Source organism: Salinicola socius, from assembly GCF_001937195.1.
GTDB lineage: Bacteria > Pseudomonadota > Gammaproteobacteria > Pseudomonadales > Halomonadaceae > Salinicola > Salinicola socius.
This window is the reverse complement of record NZ_MSDO01000009.1, coordinates 178,790-193,828: the sequence shown is the minus strand read 5'-3', so window position 1 is coordinate 193,828 and position 15,039 is coordinate 178,790. Positions and strand designations below refer to the sequence as shown.

The 15,039-nt window shown below is 62.0% G+C and carries 15 protein-coding genes; 8 read left to right on the top strand and 7 right to left on the bottom strand.

Going from position 1 to position 15,039, the window contains the following annotated elements; genetic code table 11:
* Positions 1-58: 58 nt before the first annotated feature.
* On the bottom strand, positions 59-757 hold the full coding sequence (locus tag BTW07_RS07995; protein WP_075569752.1) for an extensin-like domain-containing protein: 699 nt from the start codon (positions 755-757) through the stop codon (positions 59-61).
* 249 nt (positions 758-1,006) lie between these two features.
* Here BTW07_RS07995 and BTW07_RS07990 point away from each other — a divergent pair, with 249 nt between their 5' ends.
* Both BTW07_RS07990 and BTW07_RS19400 read left to right on the top strand, forming a co-directional pair.
* Complete coding sequence (locus BTW07_RS07990) at positions 1,007-1,714, top strand: EAL domain-containing protein (RefSeq protein WP_482822359.1); 708 nt, start codon at positions 1,007-1,009, stop codon at positions 1,712-1,714.
* A gap of 55 nt (positions 1,715-1,769) precedes the next feature.
* The gene (locus BTW07_RS19400; RefSeq protein WP_158025873.1) at positions 1,770-3,137 is read left to right on the top strand and encodes a GGDEF domain-containing protein; all 1,368 of its coding nucleotides are present in this window, start codon (positions 1,770-1,772) and stop codon (positions 3,135-3,137) included.
* A 70-nt stretch (positions 3,138-3,207) separates the two neighbouring features.
* Here BTW07_RS19400 and madM read toward each other — a convergent pair whose 3' ends face one another.
* The 4 genes from madM to BTW07_RS07965 form a co-directional block, all read right to left on the bottom strand.
* Entirely contained in the window at positions 3,208-3,969 is a 762-nt protein-coding gene (gene madM / locus BTW07_RS07980) for a malonate transporter subunit MadM (RefSeq protein WP_075569627.1), read from the bottom strand.
* A 14-nt stretch (positions 3,970-3,983) separates the two neighbouring features.
* Complete coding sequence (madL, locus tag BTW07_RS07975) at positions 3,984-4,385, bottom strand: malonate transporter subunit MadL (protein ID WP_075569626.1); 402 nt, start codon at positions 4,383-4,385, stop codon at positions 3,984-3,986.
* A gap of 114 nt (positions 4,386-4,499) precedes the next feature.
* Positions 4,500-6,038: a malonate--CoA ligase gene (locus BTW07_RS07970; protein ID WP_075569625.1), complete on the bottom strand. Its 1,539-nt coding sequence runs from the start codon at positions 6,036-6,038 to the stop codon at positions 4,500-4,502.
* Positions 6,039-6,074: 36 nt separating this feature from the next.
* Positions 6,075-7,433: a malonyl-CoA decarboxylase gene (locus tag BTW07_RS07965; protein ID WP_075569624.1), complete on the bottom strand. Its 1,359-nt coding sequence runs from the start codon at positions 7,431-7,433 to the stop codon at positions 6,075-6,077.
* Between the two features lie 202 nt (positions 7,434-7,635).
* Here BTW07_RS07965 and BTW07_RS07960 point away from each other — a divergent pair, with 202 nt between their 5' ends.
* The gene (locus BTW07_RS07960) at positions 7,636-8,313 is read left to right on the top strand and encodes a GntR family transcriptional regulator (protein ID WP_075569623.1); all 678 of its coding nucleotides are present in this window, start codon (positions 7,636-7,638) and stop codon (positions 8,311-8,313) included.
* A gap of 86 nt (positions 8,314-8,399) precedes the next feature.
* Here the strand turns inward: BTW07_RS07960 and BTW07_RS20000 are convergent, their stop codons facing one another.
* Together BTW07_RS20000 and BTW07_RS07955 are read right to left on the bottom strand one after the other, a co-directional pair.
* Positions 8,400-8,573 carry a hypothetical protein gene (locus BTW07_RS20000; protein WP_167369280.1) on the bottom strand — a complete coding sequence of 58 codons (174 nt, stop codon included), beginning with the start codon at positions 8,571-8,573 and terminating at the stop codon, positions 8,400-8,402.
* A gap of 230 nt (positions 8,574-8,803) precedes the next feature.
* On the bottom strand, positions 8,804-10,438 hold the full coding sequence (locus BTW07_RS07955) for a BCCT family transporter (protein WP_075569622.1): 1,635 nt from the start codon (positions 10,436-10,438) through the stop codon (positions 8,804-8,806).
* A 199-nt stretch (positions 10,439-10,637) separates the two neighbouring features.
* On the opposite strand from BTW07_RS07955, the gene BTW07_RS07950 reads away from it, so the two are divergent.
* From BTW07_RS07950 to BTW07_RS07930, 5 genes are read left to right on the top strand one after another with little or no spacing between them, the layout of a single operon-like run.
* Positions 10,638-11,285: a thermostable hemolysin gene (locus tag BTW07_RS07950; RefSeq protein WP_075569621.1), complete on the top strand. Its 648-nt coding sequence runs from the start codon at positions 10,638-10,640 to the stop codon at positions 11,283-11,285.
* Complete coding sequence (locus BTW07_RS07945; RefSeq protein ID WP_075569620.1) at positions 11,278-12,780, top strand: AMP-binding protein; 1,503 nt, start codon at positions 11,278-11,280, stop codon at positions 12,778-12,780. The genes BTW07_RS07950 and BTW07_RS07945 overlap by 8 nt, the downstream gene beginning before the upstream one ends.
* A 31-nt stretch (positions 12,781-12,811) precedes the next feature.
* A complete protein-coding gene (locus BTW07_RS07940) occupies positions 12,812-13,507 on the top strand; it encodes an iron-containing redox enzyme family protein (protein ID WP_075569619.1) in 696 nt (231 codons plus the stop codon).
* Complete coding sequence (locus BTW07_RS07935) at positions 13,494-14,291, top strand: SDR family oxidoreductase (RefSeq protein WP_075569618.1); 798 nt, start codon at positions 13,494-13,496, stop codon at positions 14,289-14,291. Before BTW07_RS07940 ends, BTW07_RS07935 begins: the two co-directional genes overlap by 14 nt.
* A gap of 19 nt (positions 14,292-14,310) precedes the next feature.
* Positions 14,311-15,015: a tetratricopeptide repeat protein gene (locus BTW07_RS07930; RefSeq protein ID WP_232823851.1), complete on the top strand. Its 705-nt coding sequence runs from the start codon at positions 14,311-14,313 to the stop codon at positions 15,013-15,015.
* The last annotated feature ends 24 nt before the right edge of the window (positions 15,016-15,039 follow it).

Sequence of the window (15,039 nt, the reverse complement as noted above, 5' to 3'; positions counted from 1 at the left end):
GCGTGAACGACTCAAGCGGTTCGGCGGAAGGATAATGCGGCTAGCCGCGGATGCCAGCTCAACGGCAGAACGAGACGCCGCGCATGCCGAGATGGAAGTGGTTGGCGTGGGCGGCGTTGTAATCCGGGCCCAGGGTGGTACCGAAATAGCGACAGGCGCCCGCCTGCGCCTCCTCGAGAAAACGGCCAAGATCGCCGCCGTCGCCCCAATCCTCGAGCACGCCGATGCGACGCCCATCCGCCAGTTGAAAAGCCGCAACATCGAGGGCCGATGCCGTGGCGTGTTCGCTGCGCCGGGCATTCTCGCGGTGATAGATATTACGACACGCGAAAGAGCCGTAATGCTGAACGCGGGACACGGGCTCGCCGAAGATCCGCCGAGCCAGCGGCTGCAGCTCGTGCCGCTCGTACATGGTCCATGCCAGCGCCAGCGGGCAGCTGGCGACGAAGCTGGCGTTGAATCGGACCTGCGTATGTGCCAACCGCACCACATTCTCCAGCGGACAACCGGCCGCCGGGGTGTAATCGGCCAACGGGGTGTAGGCGATATCCGGGGCCGTGTTCAGGGCTTCTCGACACGCCTCACCATCGCCGGACAGCGCTTTCAGTTTCCAGCGGGTGATCGGGGTCACCGGGTCGCTCACCACCAGCGGCGCGAAGGGGTTCCACGCCGGCGTAATCTGCCAGATGCCCTTGTCGAAGGCGATGCCGGCGGCGATCGCCACAAGGCAGAATAGGGTCAGCGGAGATGGCTTCATGGATTCCGTCGGATCGGTGTTTGGAGGCGTGCCGTACACCGCTTCTCATACTTTCCTTTCAAATCGATGCTATTCGAGCACAGTCATGTATTCTAGGCTTGGTTGACTTGTCGAGAACGCCATGGCGCGCATCGATGGCAAGGACGAACCTCACCGTGCTTGTCGTCAAGGAGGACAACGATGCCGGGTTGCGCCAGACACCATAACGTTTGCGGACGCTGCGATGAACCGCTGAATTTCGATTTCACCATGGCATTTCAGCCACTGGTCGACATCGAGGAAAGCCGTGTCTACGGCTATGAAGCGCTCGTGCGAGGAACCCAAGGCGAATCGGCCGCGTCAGTACTGGCCCGGGTCGACGGCTCCAATCTCTACCGCTTTGATCAGGCTTGCCGGGTCAAGGCGATCGAAATGGCCCACGAACTGAGCGCCGAAGGTCTTCTTTCGATCAATTTTCTGCCCAACGCCGTCTACGAACCCCAAGCGTGCATTCAAGCCACGCTGGCAGCCGCCAACCGGGTCGGCTGGCCGGTCAGTCGGCTGTGCTTCGAGATTACCGAAACCGAAAGCGTCAAGGATCGTCACCACCTCCAGAACATCGTTGCCAGCTACCAGGCGATGGGGATGAAAACGGCGCTGGACGATTTCGGTACCGGCCACGCCAATCTCGACCTGCTGATCGATATCACGCCTGATGTGCTGAAAATCGACCGCCAGCTGGTCAGCGGCATCCATTCAGCGCCACGGCAGCAATGGATTCTGGGCCACATCATTACCCTGGCACGCCAGCTCGATATCTCGCTGGTGGCCGAGGGCGTCGAAACGATAGAAGAAGCTCGCTGGCTCTACCGCCATGGTATCGCCAGGCAGCAGGGATACTGGTTTGCCAGACCGGTTGCAGAACAACTACCGGCCTGTCCGGATTCTCGTTTCGCGCTGGTTCGAGGCGAACACTGACGATCGCGGCATTTCCGGTAACTCTTTCCACCGTTTGACCCCGGTATCCTGGCTTATGGTTGCTTCGAAAAATCCCTCCTCACCTCAGGTCGTGGAGAGTCCTTCCACGCCGGATGGGCTGGACACCTTGAATATTGCCGCGCTGATCTATCGGCTCGAAGCAGGCATGCCACTGCTGGTCGATGCCAACGAGACGGCGAAAACTCGGCTGCAGATCGGGGATCGTTTACCCATCACCGATCCCTGGCAGTGGCTCGATGCACAGTTTTGCCCGGTCCCACGCCACGATCACCCGGCCTTGATGGCCAGCGCTTCGAATGCGTCGCAGCAGTGGCAATGTTTCCACATCCGTCAGCCATTGCAGCCACTGCAGTCGCTTCAGCTGAAAGTATCAGCGCTGGAAACGGCGGACGGCGCCGACGACACCATTCACGTACTGGTCGCCATCGGCGAGATCACCGCCGTGGACGACACCCCGAGTCTGCTGTCACAGACACAACCGCATCTTCGCCAGATGCTCGGCAACCTGGCCATGGGCGTGTGCATCATCGATGCCGAAGGCTATCTGCGCCTGGTCAACCCCGCCTTCTGCGAGTTCTTCGGCTATGCAGAGAGTGAGCTGCTGAACGCCCACTTTCGCAAGCTGTTGCCTGCCCGGCACCAGCCGGAGGCAGAGAAGCATCATGCCTCCGGCTTCCCCGAGGCACTGAACCAGCGCCGAGCCGTGGAAGTCCGGCTACAGGATGGATCGACACGAAGCGTGATCATCGAGGACACGGTCAGCCACGATGAAGAGGGCCAACCCCAACGCATTGCCTTTCTCGTCGATATCACAGAGCGTCTCGACGTCGAACGTCGTCTGCAGGAAAAAAATCGACGGCTCGAGTACCTGGCAACGCGCGACCATCTGACCGGATTGCACAATCGTCGATTTGGCCTGGAGATGCTCGGCCAGTCGCTGGAACGTAGCAGGCGCTGCGGCGACAAAATCTCCGTTGTCATGCTGGACCTGGACCACTTCAAGGCGATCAACGACCGTTACGGCCACGCGGTCGGCGACACGATATTGAAGGAATTCAGTCATTTCGTGGCGGGCGTGCTGCGTACCAGCGACACCTTGATTCGCTGGGGTGGAGAGGAGTTTCTGATGATTCTGCCCGGCATCGATCGCTTCGCGGCGCAGACCACGGTGAATCGGGTGCTACTGCAACTGGTCGACCGCCCTCTGAGTGCCGCCGGGCTCCGGGTGAGCTTTTCCGCGGGGGTGGGCGAGCATCGTCAGCAGACCCTGGAAGCGCTGCTGGAAGAGATCGATCAGGCGCTTTATCAGGCCAAGTCGGCCGGCCGGGGCTGTGTCGCGATCGTGCCGGTTCCCACCTCTCGGCCGGAAGCGCAGGACGACCCGACGCTTTCGACGCTGTAACGCTGACGATCGGCCGATAGCCGATCGTCAGATTCCCGCGCCGCGAGCGAGTTCTCTCGACGGCGTGGAATCAGAACACCGCTCGTACCGCCAGGAACAGCACCGTCGGGGCCAGCAGAATGCCGAGCCCGGTGTAGAACGTCGCGGTCATCGCGCCGTAGGGCACCAGCCGCGCATCGGTGGCCGCGAGGCCCGCCGCGACACCGCTGGTCGTGCCGATCAGACCGCCGAAGATCATCGCCGAACGCGGATTGTCCAGGCCGATCAGCTTCGCGGTCATCGGCGTCGCGATCATGGTCAGAATCGATTTGACCAGACCGGCGGCGATCGACAGCGCGATCACTTCCGAACTTGCCCCCAGGGTGGCCCCGGTCACCGGCCCGACGATATAGGTGACGGCACCCGCCGCGATGGTGGTGATGTCGACCGGATCGGTATAGCCGAAGCCCACCGCGACGGCTGCCCCCGCCACGAACGAAACGAGAACGCCGAGGAACAGCGCGATCAGGCCTCGCAGCCCCGCTTTCTTGATCTCCTGAAAGCGCACGCCATACGCGGTCGCGATGATCGCCAGATCCCGCAGCATGCCGCCGCCCATCAAGCCAAGTCCGGAGAACAGCGTGACGTCCGAGAGCCCCTTGCTGCCGCCGGTCGACACGCCGCCGATATAGGCGAGAACCAGGCCGATGAAGATCGCGATGGCCGAGCCGTGAAGTCGCCCGGCGGTCAGATGACGACTGAGCCAGTAGGCCACGTACATGGTGAGACCGATCACCGCGAAGGCCGCAATCAGGTGATACTTGTCGACCAGAGAAACGATGGAATCGTTCATGTCGAATACCTCGCTCAGTGGCCGCTAGGGGCGGTGGGGGTCGGCTCGAGCGGACTCGCGTCATCGGTCTTCTTGCCGGTCAGCACCGGTACCAGCGCCAATCCCAGAACGACCGAGAGCACACCGGCCAGGATCGCCACCATGCCACCGCTGAAGGCGGCAGCCACGTTCTGGCTCGCCGCCATGGCGACGACGATAGGGATGTACATGGCATTCCAGAAATTGATGCCGCTTTCGGTCGTTTCCGGCAGCCTGCCGCGATCCTTGAGATAGCCGGTCACGAAGATCAGCAGCAGCATGGCGATACCCACACCACCCAGGTTGGCATCGATCCCCAGCAGTTGGCCGAGTACGTCGCCAATGATCAGCCCGGCCAGCATGCAGCCGGCCAGGAGTGCTACACCGTAAATCACCATCGTTATCACCTCTTGGGCGTTGTTATAGAGAATGGTTATGTCTTAGGCCCGTCATCGGAGCTTGGCGTGTCGTGCCGCGTTACCCACGCGGCGGGGGTGATCGCCTCTTTTCGCCTACGGATTGGCCGTTTCGGCACGGAGATAGATATCGGCGTAGCGTTCTCGCAGCGCGTTCTTCTGCACCTTGCCCATGACATTGCGTGGCAGGCTGTCGATGAAGAACACCCGCTTGGGCTGCTTGTAGCGCGCGACCTTGTCCTTGAGCGCTGCCAGCACCTGGGATTCGTCCAGTGATTCGCCAGCTTTCAGCACCACGGCCGCGGTTACCCCTTCGCCGAGATCGGGATGCGCCACGCCGATGACGGCCGATTCCATGACCTGCGGCAGTTCATCGATCCACTGTTCGATCTCCTTGGGATAGACGTTGTAGCCGCCGGAGATCACCAGATCCTTGTCGCGCCCGACGATATGCAAGTAGCCATCGTCGTCGATCAGCCCGAGATCGCCGGTGATGAAAAAGCCGTCGTCGCGAAACTCCGAGGCGGTCTTTTCCGGCATGCGCCAATATCCCTGGAAGACGTTGGGCCCGCGAACTTCCACCAGCCCCGTCTCCCCCGCCGGCAGCGTCCTGCCGCTCTCGCGCTCGGTGATGCGCACTTCGCTACCCGGCAGCGCGAAGCCGACCGTGCCCGGGCGGCGCTCGCCGTCGTAGGGGTTCGACGTGTTCATGTTGGTTTCTGTCATGCCGTAGCGTTCGAGAATGGCGTGGCCGGTACGTTGGTGAAATTCGTGATGGGTCTCGGCCAGCAGCGGCGCCGAACCGGAGACGAACAGTCGCATGTTGGCGGTCGTCTCCCTGTTCAGGCGCGGGCTGGCCAGCAGCCGGGTGTAGAACGTCGGGACGCCCATCAGCGCCGTCGCCCCCGGCATCAGGTCCAGCAGCTGCTCGGCATCGAGCTTGGGCAGAAAGGTCATCGAGGCGCCGACGGTCAGAATGATGTTGCACGCCACGAACAGTCCATGAGTATGGAAAATCGGCAGCGCGTGCAGCAGATGATCGTCGGCCGTGAATTGCCAGGTCTGCGCCAGCGCCTGGCTGTTGGCGGCGAGGTTGCCGTGGCTCAGCATGGCGCCCTTGGAACGCCCGGTGGTGCCGGAGGTATACAGGATCGAGGCCAGGTCATTGGCTTCGAGGTCGGCGAGACGAGAATCTTCCTCGGCGTTGCCGACCCGTTCCATCAACGAACCATCGACATCGGCACCCAGGCTTTCGACGACCGCCACGCCGCAACGCTCGGCCAGTCGCTGTGCGATCTCGAGATCCTGCGGCCGACAGACATAGACCCGAGGCTCGGCGTCGGTCAGGAAATACTCGACTTCCGCTTCGGTATACGCCGTGTTGAGCGGCAGATAGACGGCGCCTGTCTGCAGACAGGCGAGATACAGCATGATCGCCTGCGGGCTCTTGTCGACCTGAACCACGACGCGATCGCCCGGTTCCACGCCGCTTTCGCGCAGCACCGTTGCCATCCGCCGCGAGGTGGAAAGCACGTCGCGATAGCGATACCGCTCGCCGCTCGGGGTGTCGATCAACACCTTGTCCGGGTGGCGCTCGAAATTGCCCGAGAATTGCAGATACAGATTCTGATTCATTCCACCACTCCTGCTTTGATAAACGGTCATGGCCGGTCAGGCATCGGTTCGCGAGCCATGGCGGCAGCGCGAACGCCCCTGCTTGGCCTCACGACGGATCTCGCTGGTGCAGACCACCGTACCCTCGCGGCTGAACGCTTCGTGATTCTGCTCGATACGATCGAGCTCGTAGAGATAATTGACCATCAGACCGTGGGACTGACGGCGTCCGTTCTCGGAGCTGTCGCCCGGCCAGTTGAGCCGATGCAGACTGGCCCCGTTGCCCAGGTGAAAGCGGGCTACCGGGTCCAGCGGCAGGCCGTTGTCACGCTTGGCATCGATCAGATAATGCGCCGCCAAAGCCCGTATCTCGGGTGTGAGCTTGTCGCGCAGCCTGGCGTCTTCCAGCCAGCGGCCTTCATCGACTCCCTTGGCGGTTTCATCTGCCAGTTGACAGGCGCCGCTGTCGCGCGCGTCCGCCAGCCATCTGGCGAAACCGGGCACCGGAGACAGGGTCACGAAGTTTTCGAGATTGGGCAGCTCGCGCTTGAGCTCCTGCACCACCTGCTTGATCAGGAAGTTGCCGAACGAGATGCCGCGCAGGCCGGCCTGACAGTTGCTGATGCTGTAGAAGGCGGCCGTATCGGCCTCCTCCGGACGCACCTCGTCGCCCCCTTCGAGAATCGTCTGGATGTTGTTGGGGATACCGCGGCACAGCGCCACCTCGACGAAAATCAGCGGCTCGTCGCCCGTGGCCGGGTGGAAGAAGGCGTAGCAATGGCGATCCTCGGGGTCCAGACGTCGGCGAAGATCCGACCAGTCGCCGATCGCGTGTACCGCCTCGTAATGAATGATCTTTTCCAGCACCGCCGCCGGCGTATTCCAGTCGATGCTCTCCAGTACCAGGAACCCGCGGTTGAACCAGGACGCGAAGAGATGATCGAAGTCGGCATCCAGCGGCGCCAGTTCGGGGTTGGTCTTGAGACAGCGCAACAGGTCCGCACGCATCTTGACCAGCTCGTAAGTCCCGCCGGGGCAGAGATTGAGCCGACGTAACAGATGCTGGCGGCGTGGCTCACAGGCTGCAAACAGCTGCTGCAGACTGGCGTTGTCTCCGTTGTCACGGTACGCCGCATAGGCCTGATGGATGGCGTCGGGCTCGGCGGCGTAGCGCTCCCCCAGCAACTGGAAAAAAGCGACACGATCGCTGTCGCCGAGCGAGGCGTAGCGCTCGAGTGCCTCCTGGGCGATCAGAATCTGGGATGCCTCGCCACCGGGCTGCATCAGGGTTTCACATACCGACGTGAGCCTCGCCAGACTACTCGGGGCGCCCTCGCCGCCGGAAAGATGCTGACCCCGTGTCCGGCGGCCGATGCTGGAGAGAAGATCCTGCAGAAAATTCATGTTGACGTTCATGCCGGCCCTCTCGGGTCTGTGGCTGAAGCCTGCACTACCGGAGTTGGCGGCAGCGGCAAGCGCTGAACGGAGCGAGGCGGAGGAATGCGACCGTCGGAATCCGATAATCCGGGAACCGACTGTTAACATACATGTCATCGCTCTGTTATATATAACAGTTATGCCGCTACCCGCCCGGTGTCAACATAGGAGAAAGTCTAATATGGCCCGCACCCCGCATGCCCAGCGGCTTCGCGACCTGCTCGAGGATGCCATCGTCGATGGTCAGTATGCGCCGGGGGATAAACTGGACCCGGAAGCATTGGCTCGCGAGTTCGACTGTTCGCGTACCCCAATTCGCGAGGCGCTGCAGCAACTCGCGGCATCCGGCATGGTTCGCGTCCTCCCCAAGCGCGGGACTTTCGTCGCTCAGCTCAGCGTGACCGAGCTGGTCGAACGCTTCGAGGTAATGGCAGAACTGGAGGGGATGTGCGCGCGCCTGGCGGCACGACGCATGTCACAGGAGGAACTGGCCGCCTTGCGCGATGCCCACACCGCCTGTCGCGAGTGCATGGCGGCTGGCGATGCCGACGGCTACTACTACGAAAACGGCACCTTTCATCATCTGATCTATCAGGCCAGCCACAACGACTTCCTGACCCGTGAAGCGGCGCGGCTGCACGCCATCCTGAAGCCGTATCGTCGTCTGCAGTTGCACGCCCGCCACCGCCTCACCGGTAGTTTCGACGAGCACGAAGCGATCATGGCAGCGCTGGAACGCGGCGATGCCGACGCTGCGGAAGCGGCCATCAAGGCGCATGTGCAGATCCAGGGTGAACGGTTCAACGACCTGGTGGCGTCGATGCAGCGTCTGCAACAGCGCCGCAGCCAGGAGCGATAAGGGGTCGCGAGTAGGTTCATGTCGAAACCACGGACTTCTGCAGGCGGGGCTGTCAGCCTTTCAGGCAGTGGCGGCAATCGCCGACTTCATTGAAACAGCAGCGTGACGAGCAGCGCCACGCTGCCGACGACCAGCGCCGTGGTCACGAACACGCTTACCAGCAGGTTGAGCCAGCGGTCGACTCGGGAATCGGAAGGCACGGTCGCGCGTCGAGTCGCACCATGGTGCAGCTGGCGAGAAGGCTTCAAGGCGGGGGGCATGGGCAGGCTCCGCAATTCGTCATTATGGTGTTAACGGCGGCACGCCTCTCAAATTGAGTCTCCAGTCTGTTAGCAGACTGTTCAATCCGGTATCAAATTAGGTCGTTTCGACCTATTTCTCCACCCTTACGTCTGAAATTGGCTGACCTGACCCGCCACCGAGGGCCGGCCTAGACACAAAACGGCCCCGATCCTGTTCGGATCGGGGCCGTGGTCGACAGCGCTATCGGTCAGCGCGGGTTGATACGACGATTCTTGATATCCGGCGCGCGACGGTAACGGTCCTCGTCTGCCAGTTCTTCGGCTTCGAAGGCATCGGCCCCTACCGGCGTATCGCTGTGGCGGCGATACAACGCGGTCAGCATCGCCTTGCGATCGGCACGAAGCTCTTTCAGCGTCACGAATATCATCCCGTAGAGAATGAACGTGAAGGGTAACGCTGCCAGTACCGATGCCGACTGCAGTCCCTTGAGCCCGTTCTCGCCGCCTGCCGAAAGCAGTGTCAGGCAGATCGCGGCGATCAGCACTCCCCAGATGATCCGCTTCATCAGCGGCGGATTGAGCGAGCCGTTATCGGTCATCTGCGACACGATGTAGGTCGCGGAGTCCGCCGAGGTCACCAGGAAAATGAAGATCAGACAGAGTGCGACCACCGACAGCACGTTCGAGAACGGCATCAGATCGAACATCTGGAACAGCGCCGAGGTAATGTTGTCCGAGGTCGCCTGTGCCAGACCGGCATCGCTGTTCATCTCCATCTGGATGGCGGCACCACCGAAGACGCCGATCCACAGACAGGCCAGCAGCGGCGGCACGACGAGCACGCCAAAAACGTACTGCTTGATGGTGCGACCACGCGAGATCCGGGCCACGAAGGTACCCACGAACGGTGACCAGGCAATGACCCATGCCCAGTAGAATATCGTCCAGTTGGACGCCCATTGGCTATCGTCGTAAGGCGACATCCGCAGGCTCATGCCGATGAAGTTCTGTAGATAATCACCGATGCCCAGCGTGATGGTCTCGAGAATCGCAATGGTCGGACCCGTGAACAGGATGTAGAACATCAATGCGAAGCAGATGATCAGGTTGAGGTTGGACAGATTCTTGATGCCTTTGTCCAGACCCGAGGTTGCCGAGATCATGTAGCAGACGAACATCGCCCCCATGATGATGAACTGCCACATCATGTTTTCGGGAACATTGAATACCGAATGTAGGCCGCCATTGATCTGAAGAACGGCTAGACCAATGGAAGTCGCCACACCCATCACCGTCGCGACGACGGCGAAGATGTCGAGGATCGGCCCGAGCCGACGCAGTTTCGGGCGTTTGGCCGTTACCGACGACAGCACATTGGAAACCATGCCGGCCTGTCCCTTGCGGAACTGGTAATAGGCGATGATCAGACCGACGACAGAGAATGCCGCCCACTGGTGGATACCCCAGTTGAAGAACGCGTACTGGATCGCGTAACGCGCGGATTCAGCGGATTCCGGCGCCACGTCGCCATAAGGCGGCGTCATGTAATGGGTCATCGGTTCCGCCATGCCATAGAACACCAGGCCGACGCCGAACCCTGCCGCCAACAGCATGCTCACCCAGGAAAAGAAGCCATAGGTCGGTTTACTGTCCTGGGGACCCAGGCGAATTTTTCCGTACTTGCTGAATGCCAGCCCCACCAGAAAAATCACGAATCCGAATACGGAGATCAGATAGAACCATCCAAAGTAGTGAGTGGTCGCACCCAGTGCCGAATTGGCGATATTCCCGAATCCCGTCGGGAAAATGGCACCAACGGCCACGATCGCCACTATCACCAGCGCCGAGACGATGAATACGCCTTGCTTGCCGAATTTGGGCATGTCGTCCCCTTTTGATTGTGCTGATTGCCTCTGACGCCAACAGTGTAGACGAAGCCTCCACTCTCTGCGGCCGCTCCGGGTCTACCTCGCAGCCCTTGGCGAGTCAACGGGATGTCAAACGAAAGTTCCCTCGACGTAAGTCTTCGTTAAGCCTTTGTGCCTCAATCTCGCCCTCATCATATTGGGTGGAGGGCTATCGATGGCGGGTTTATCTGCCCCAGCGGCGAACATCATCTGGCGTGAAAGTCGGAACAGTCAGGAGCGAGCCACGCTCGAGCACTTCATCGCGGATACCTACCGGCAGCAGCATGGCGCTTCGATCGCCCAGTTCGCACCGCATCTCTACGGGCTGTGGGAGCAAGATCAACTGCAGGCTGCCGTCGGCGTGCGTCGAGCCGACGCATCCCCGCTGTTTCTAGAGCACTACCTGGAAACGCCCATCGAGCAGGCCCTCTCCGCCGTTCTGGAGACCCAGGTCGATCGCACGGCATTGGCGGAAATCGGCAATCTGGCCGCTCGTCGGCCTGGCATGACGATCCCGCTGATTCGAGCACTGGTTGCCTCGCTCGTTGCCGAGGAGTGCCGGTGGCTGGCATTCACCGCAACGGCAACCGTTCGCAATGGGTTTCGACGCCTTGGCCTAGACGTCCATCGTCTCGCGGAGGCCAACCCGACCCGCTTGGGTTCCGCGCAAGGCGACTGGGGCAATTATTACCTGCACCGCCCCTGGGTCATGGGTGGCGACTTGCTTGCCGCCTGGCATCGCCTCGCCCCGGCTGGCGACCGCACGATCATCAACACCGTGCCCGCCGCTGCCCCGCTTCTCAAGGATACCGATCATGCGTGAGCGCTTTCTGGACCATTTGTGGACGCTGGGGAAGACCGACGCGAACCGTGTCGCCCTGGAGGACGAGACCCGGTCGATCGATTACGGCGAACTGATGACGCTCGTCGAATCCCGCGCACAGCAGCTACGTCAACTCGGTAGTCAGCGCGTCGGATTGGCCCTCGATAATGGCGTCGACTGGGTACTGTGGGATCTCGCGATGATGCAGGAAGCCATCGTCAGCGTGCCGCTACCCGGCTTTTTTGCGCCGTCACAGCTAGCCCACGTGGTCGATCAGGCAGGTCTGGATACGCTGATCGGGACGCCGTCCGTGGCGACGGCATCGGGCTTCGTGGCTATCACAGACACCAGCGGCTCCACGAACACCAGAGACGCCACGCTCTGGCAGCGCCGCGGTGTCTCGTCACTTCCAGACTTACCCGAAGGCACGCACAAGATCACCTTCACCTCGGGCACCAGCGGCACACCCAAAGGCGTCTGCCTGAGTAGCGACAATCAGCTCGTCGTCGCCGAGAGTCTCGCCGAGATCGCCGCTAGCGTCGAGGTGCGCCGACACCTGGCAATACTCCCGCTGGCGACGCTGCTGGAGAACATCGGTGGCATCTACGCCCCACTATGGCTGGGCGGCAGCGTCACACTGCCCTCCTTGGGGGCACTCGGCTGGCTGGGGGCAAGTGGTTTCGATAGCGCCCTCGGCTGGCAGGTCATTACCGATCACGCGCCGGACAGTCTCATTCTGGTGCCGCAACTGCTTTCGGCGTTACTCACCCAGCAAGGCGATGGGCCCATCGGCTTTGGCCGTTTCTTCGCGGTCGGCGGGGCCACGGTGTCGCCCGCGCTCCTGGCGCGCGCGGAAGCCGCAGGCTGGCCGGTGTTCGAAGGATACGGCCTTTCCGAGTGCGCGTCCGTCGTCACACTCAATCGTCCCGGTGAAGCGCGTCCCAGTGAACATCGACCCGGTCGCGTGGGCAGACCATTGCCTCATGCGGAGGTGAGCCTGTCCGAAGATGGCGAGGTGCTGGTTCGGGGCAATGTGATGCTGGGCTACCTGGGTGACAGCGGCCCGGCGCCCACGGTCTGGCCCACGGGCGACCTAGGTGAATGGGATGGCGATGACCTGAGGCTCAAGGGACGTCATCGCCAGGTCTTCATCACCGCCTATGGCCGCAATGTCGATCCGGCCTGGGTCGAGGCTGAATTGACCGCAGAACCCGCGCTTGCCCAGGCCTGGGTGAGCGGTGAAGCGCAGTCCTTCAATCGTGCCTTGTTGGTGCCGCGAGGCGACTGGGTCAACGATCGCCAAATCGAAGACGCCGTGGCGCGAGCCAATGCCCGGTTGCCCGATTACGCGCGCGTCTCACTGTGGCAACGCAGCGCCCCCTTTACTGCACAAAACGGTCTAGCAACCGCCAATGGCCGACTGCGCCGTGACGCGTTGGTCAACCATTACCACACCTGGCTTACGAGCCCGGTCTATCCACCGGCGGATGTGTAAGACATCCGCTTACGCCTCAGGAGACGACATCATGTCCCACTATGAAAAACTGCAGCAAGCCACTGCCAGTCATCGCCAATGGCTGCTCGACACGCCGGTCATTCGCCGGGCGCTGGAGGGCAACATCACGCGCGACATCTATCTCGCGTTTCTGGAACAGGCCTATCACCACGTCAAGCAGACGGTGCCGCTGATGATGGCCTGCGGGGCGCGCCTGCCGGCTCGCCTCGAATGGTTGCGTGGCGCGCTGGTGGAATACATTGAGGAGGAGTACGGCCACCAGGAGTGGATTCTGGACGATATTCGCGCCATTGGGGGCGATGCCGATGCCGTCGCCAGTGCGACACCCGCGCCGGCTACCGAATTGATGGTGCGCTACATCCGTGATGTCATAGCCTACGACAACCCGGTCGGCTTCTTCGGCATGGTGCACGTGCTGGAGGGCACCAGTACCGCCATCGCCACCCAAGCCGCCGAGCAGATGCGCGACGGTGCCGGACTCCCGGCCAACGCCTTTCGCTACCTCGAATCCCACGGCAGCCTCGATATCGGGCATCTGGCGTTCTTCGAGGAACAGATCAACCGGCTCGAAGACCCCGCCGACCTACAGGCCATCATCGATTCCGCCAACATGGTCTATCGCCTCTACGGTGCCATGTTCCGCAATCTTCAGCGGGCTGCCGGCGACGTCGCCAGTCATGAGGGCCTGAGCCATGCGTTGGTCTGATCGCCGCATCCTGGTCACGGGCGCCAGTGGCGGCATCGGACGGGAACTCGTGACACTGCTGGCCCAGCGCGGCGCCCAGATGCTGATCGTGGGGCGTAACGCCAGCGTGCTGAGAGACCTGGCAGCGCTCGCGCCCGAGCGCATTCGTGCGCTCCCCGCCGACCTGACGGCACCAGATGAGCGTCGCAGGATCGTCGAGGCCGCCGATGGCGCACGAATCGACATGCTGATCAACGCCGCCGGGGTGAATCATTTCGGCCTCTTCGACGAGCAGTCTCCGGCGGCGATATCGTCGATGGTGGACCTCAACGTAACAGCCACCCTGCTGCTCACTCAGGCGCTGCTACCGCGACTGCTGCACGAAAATAGCGCCTGGATCGTCAACCTCGGATCTGCTTTCGGGGCGATTGGCCACCCGGGCTATACCGCCTACTGCACGACCAAGTTCGCCTTGCGCGGATTCAGTCAGGCCTTGCGTCGAGAGCTAGCCGATACGCCGATCCAGGTGCTGCATATCTCGCCTCGTGCCACCCGCACGAGCATGAACAGTGACCGCGCCGATGCCCTCAACACCGCGCTGGGCAACCACGTGGACGAACCCGCTCACGTCGCCGCGAGCGTCATCCGCGGCATCGAGAAGCATGCTCGTGATCGACAACTTGGCTGGCCGGAGTGCCTGCTGGTCAAGCTTAACGGCATGCTGCCAGGCCTCGTCGATCGCGCGCTCAAAAAGCAGCTTCCAACGATCCAGCAACATGCGCGTCGTCCTTCCACGTCGTCCTGACCCGCACAGGGAGATCACCATGACAGCACAGCACTCTTTGAAGGCCATGGTTCTCGCCATGGTTCTCGCCTCGACGGCAGGGATCGCGCTTACCGACAGCCCCATGGTGTTGGCGGCACAACCTTTGACGGCTTCGGCATCGACCGCGGTCTCGGCAGCGACGGTCGCCGCGGGCCTGCATGAACTCCAGAGCCGCTGGGCCAACATTCAGTACCAGACGCCGGAAGCGCGGCGTGCCGATGCCTTCGAGCAACTCTATCAGCGCGCTCAGGCTTTACTTGAAGCACAACCCAAAAGTGCAGAACTACACACCTGGGCGGGTATCATTCGTGGCTCTCAGGCAGGCGCGGAGGGCGGTCTAAGCGCCCTATCGCAGGTCAAGGAGGCCCGTGCCGAGTTCGAGCAGGCGCTGTCGATCGATCCGACGACGCTGAGCGGTTCGGCGTATACCAGCCTGGGGACGCTCTATCACCAGGTGCCCGGCTGGCCCATCAGCTTCGGTGACGACGACAAGGCGCGACAGCTGCTGCGGAAAGGTTTGAGCCTCAATCCCGACGGGATCGACAGCAACTACTTCTGGGCCGACTTCCTCCACGATCAGGGCGACGATGCGAAGGCCCGCCAGGCCATCGAGAAGGCCATGGCAGCAGCGCCGCGCCCCGGCAGGGAGACGGCCGATGCCGGGCGTCGTCAGGACATTCAGGCTCTGCTGAATGAGATCTAGGCGCACGCCTCGTTCGAACGTCCG

Bases quoted from the DNA above. Each gene is read 5' to 3' on its own strand.
- BTW07_RS07995 (WP_075569752.1), bottom strand. From the start codon at position 757: ATGAAGCCATCTCCGCTGACCCTATTCTGCCTTGTGGCGATCGCCGCC.
- BTW07_RS07990 (WP_482822359.1), top strand. From the start codon at position 1,007: ATGGCATTTCAGCCACTGGTCGACATCGAGGAAAGCCGTGTCTACGGC.
- BTW07_RS19400 (WP_158025873.1), top strand. From the start codon at position 1,770: ATGGTTGCTTCGAAAAATCCCTCCTCACCTCAGGTCGTGGAGAGTCCT.
- madM (WP_075569627.1), bottom strand. From the start codon at position 3,969: ATGAACGATTCCATCGTTTCTCTGGTCGACAAGTATCACCTGATTGCG.
- madL (WP_075569626.1), bottom strand. From the start codon at position 4,385: ATGGTGATTTACGGTGTAGCACTCCTGGCCGGCTGCATGCTGGCCGGG.
- BTW07_RS07970 (WP_075569625.1), bottom strand. From the start codon at position 6,038: ATGAATCAGAATCTGTATCTGCAATTCTCGGGCAATTTCGAGCGCCAC.
- BTW07_RS07965 (WP_075569624.1), bottom strand. From the start codon at position 7,433: ATGAACGTCAACATGAATTTTCTGCAGGATCTTCTCTCCAGCATCGGC.
- BTW07_RS07960 (WP_075569623.1), top strand. From the start codon at position 7,636: ATGGCCCGCACCCCGCATGCCCAGCGGCTTCGCGACCTGCTCGAGGAT.
- BTW07_RS20000 (WP_167369280.1), bottom strand. From the start codon at position 8,573: ATGCCCCCCGCCTTGAAGCCTTCTCGCCAGCTGCACCATGGTGCGACT.
- BTW07_RS07955 (WP_075569622.1), bottom strand. From the start codon at position 10,438: ATGCCCAAATTCGGCAAGCAAGGCGTATTCATCGTCTCGGCGCTGGTG.
- BTW07_RS07950 (WP_075569621.1), top strand. From the start codon at position 10,638: ATGGCGGGTTTATCTGCCCCAGCGGCGAACATCATCTGGCGTGAAAGT.
- BTW07_RS07945 (WP_075569620.1), top strand. From the start codon at position 11,278: ATGCGTGAGCGCTTTCTGGACCATTTGTGGACGCTGGGGAAGACCGAC.
- BTW07_RS07940 (WP_075569619.1), top strand. From the start codon at position 12,812: ATGTCCCACTATGAAAAACTGCAGCAAGCCACTGCCAGTCATCGCCAA.
- BTW07_RS07935 (WP_075569618.1), top strand. From the start codon at position 13,494: ATGCGTTGGTCTGATCGCCGCATCCTGGTCACGGGCGCCAGTGGCGGC.
- BTW07_RS07930 (WP_232823851.1), top strand. From the start codon at position 14,311: ATGACAGCACAGCACTCTTTGAAGGCCATGGTTCTCGCCATGGTTCTC.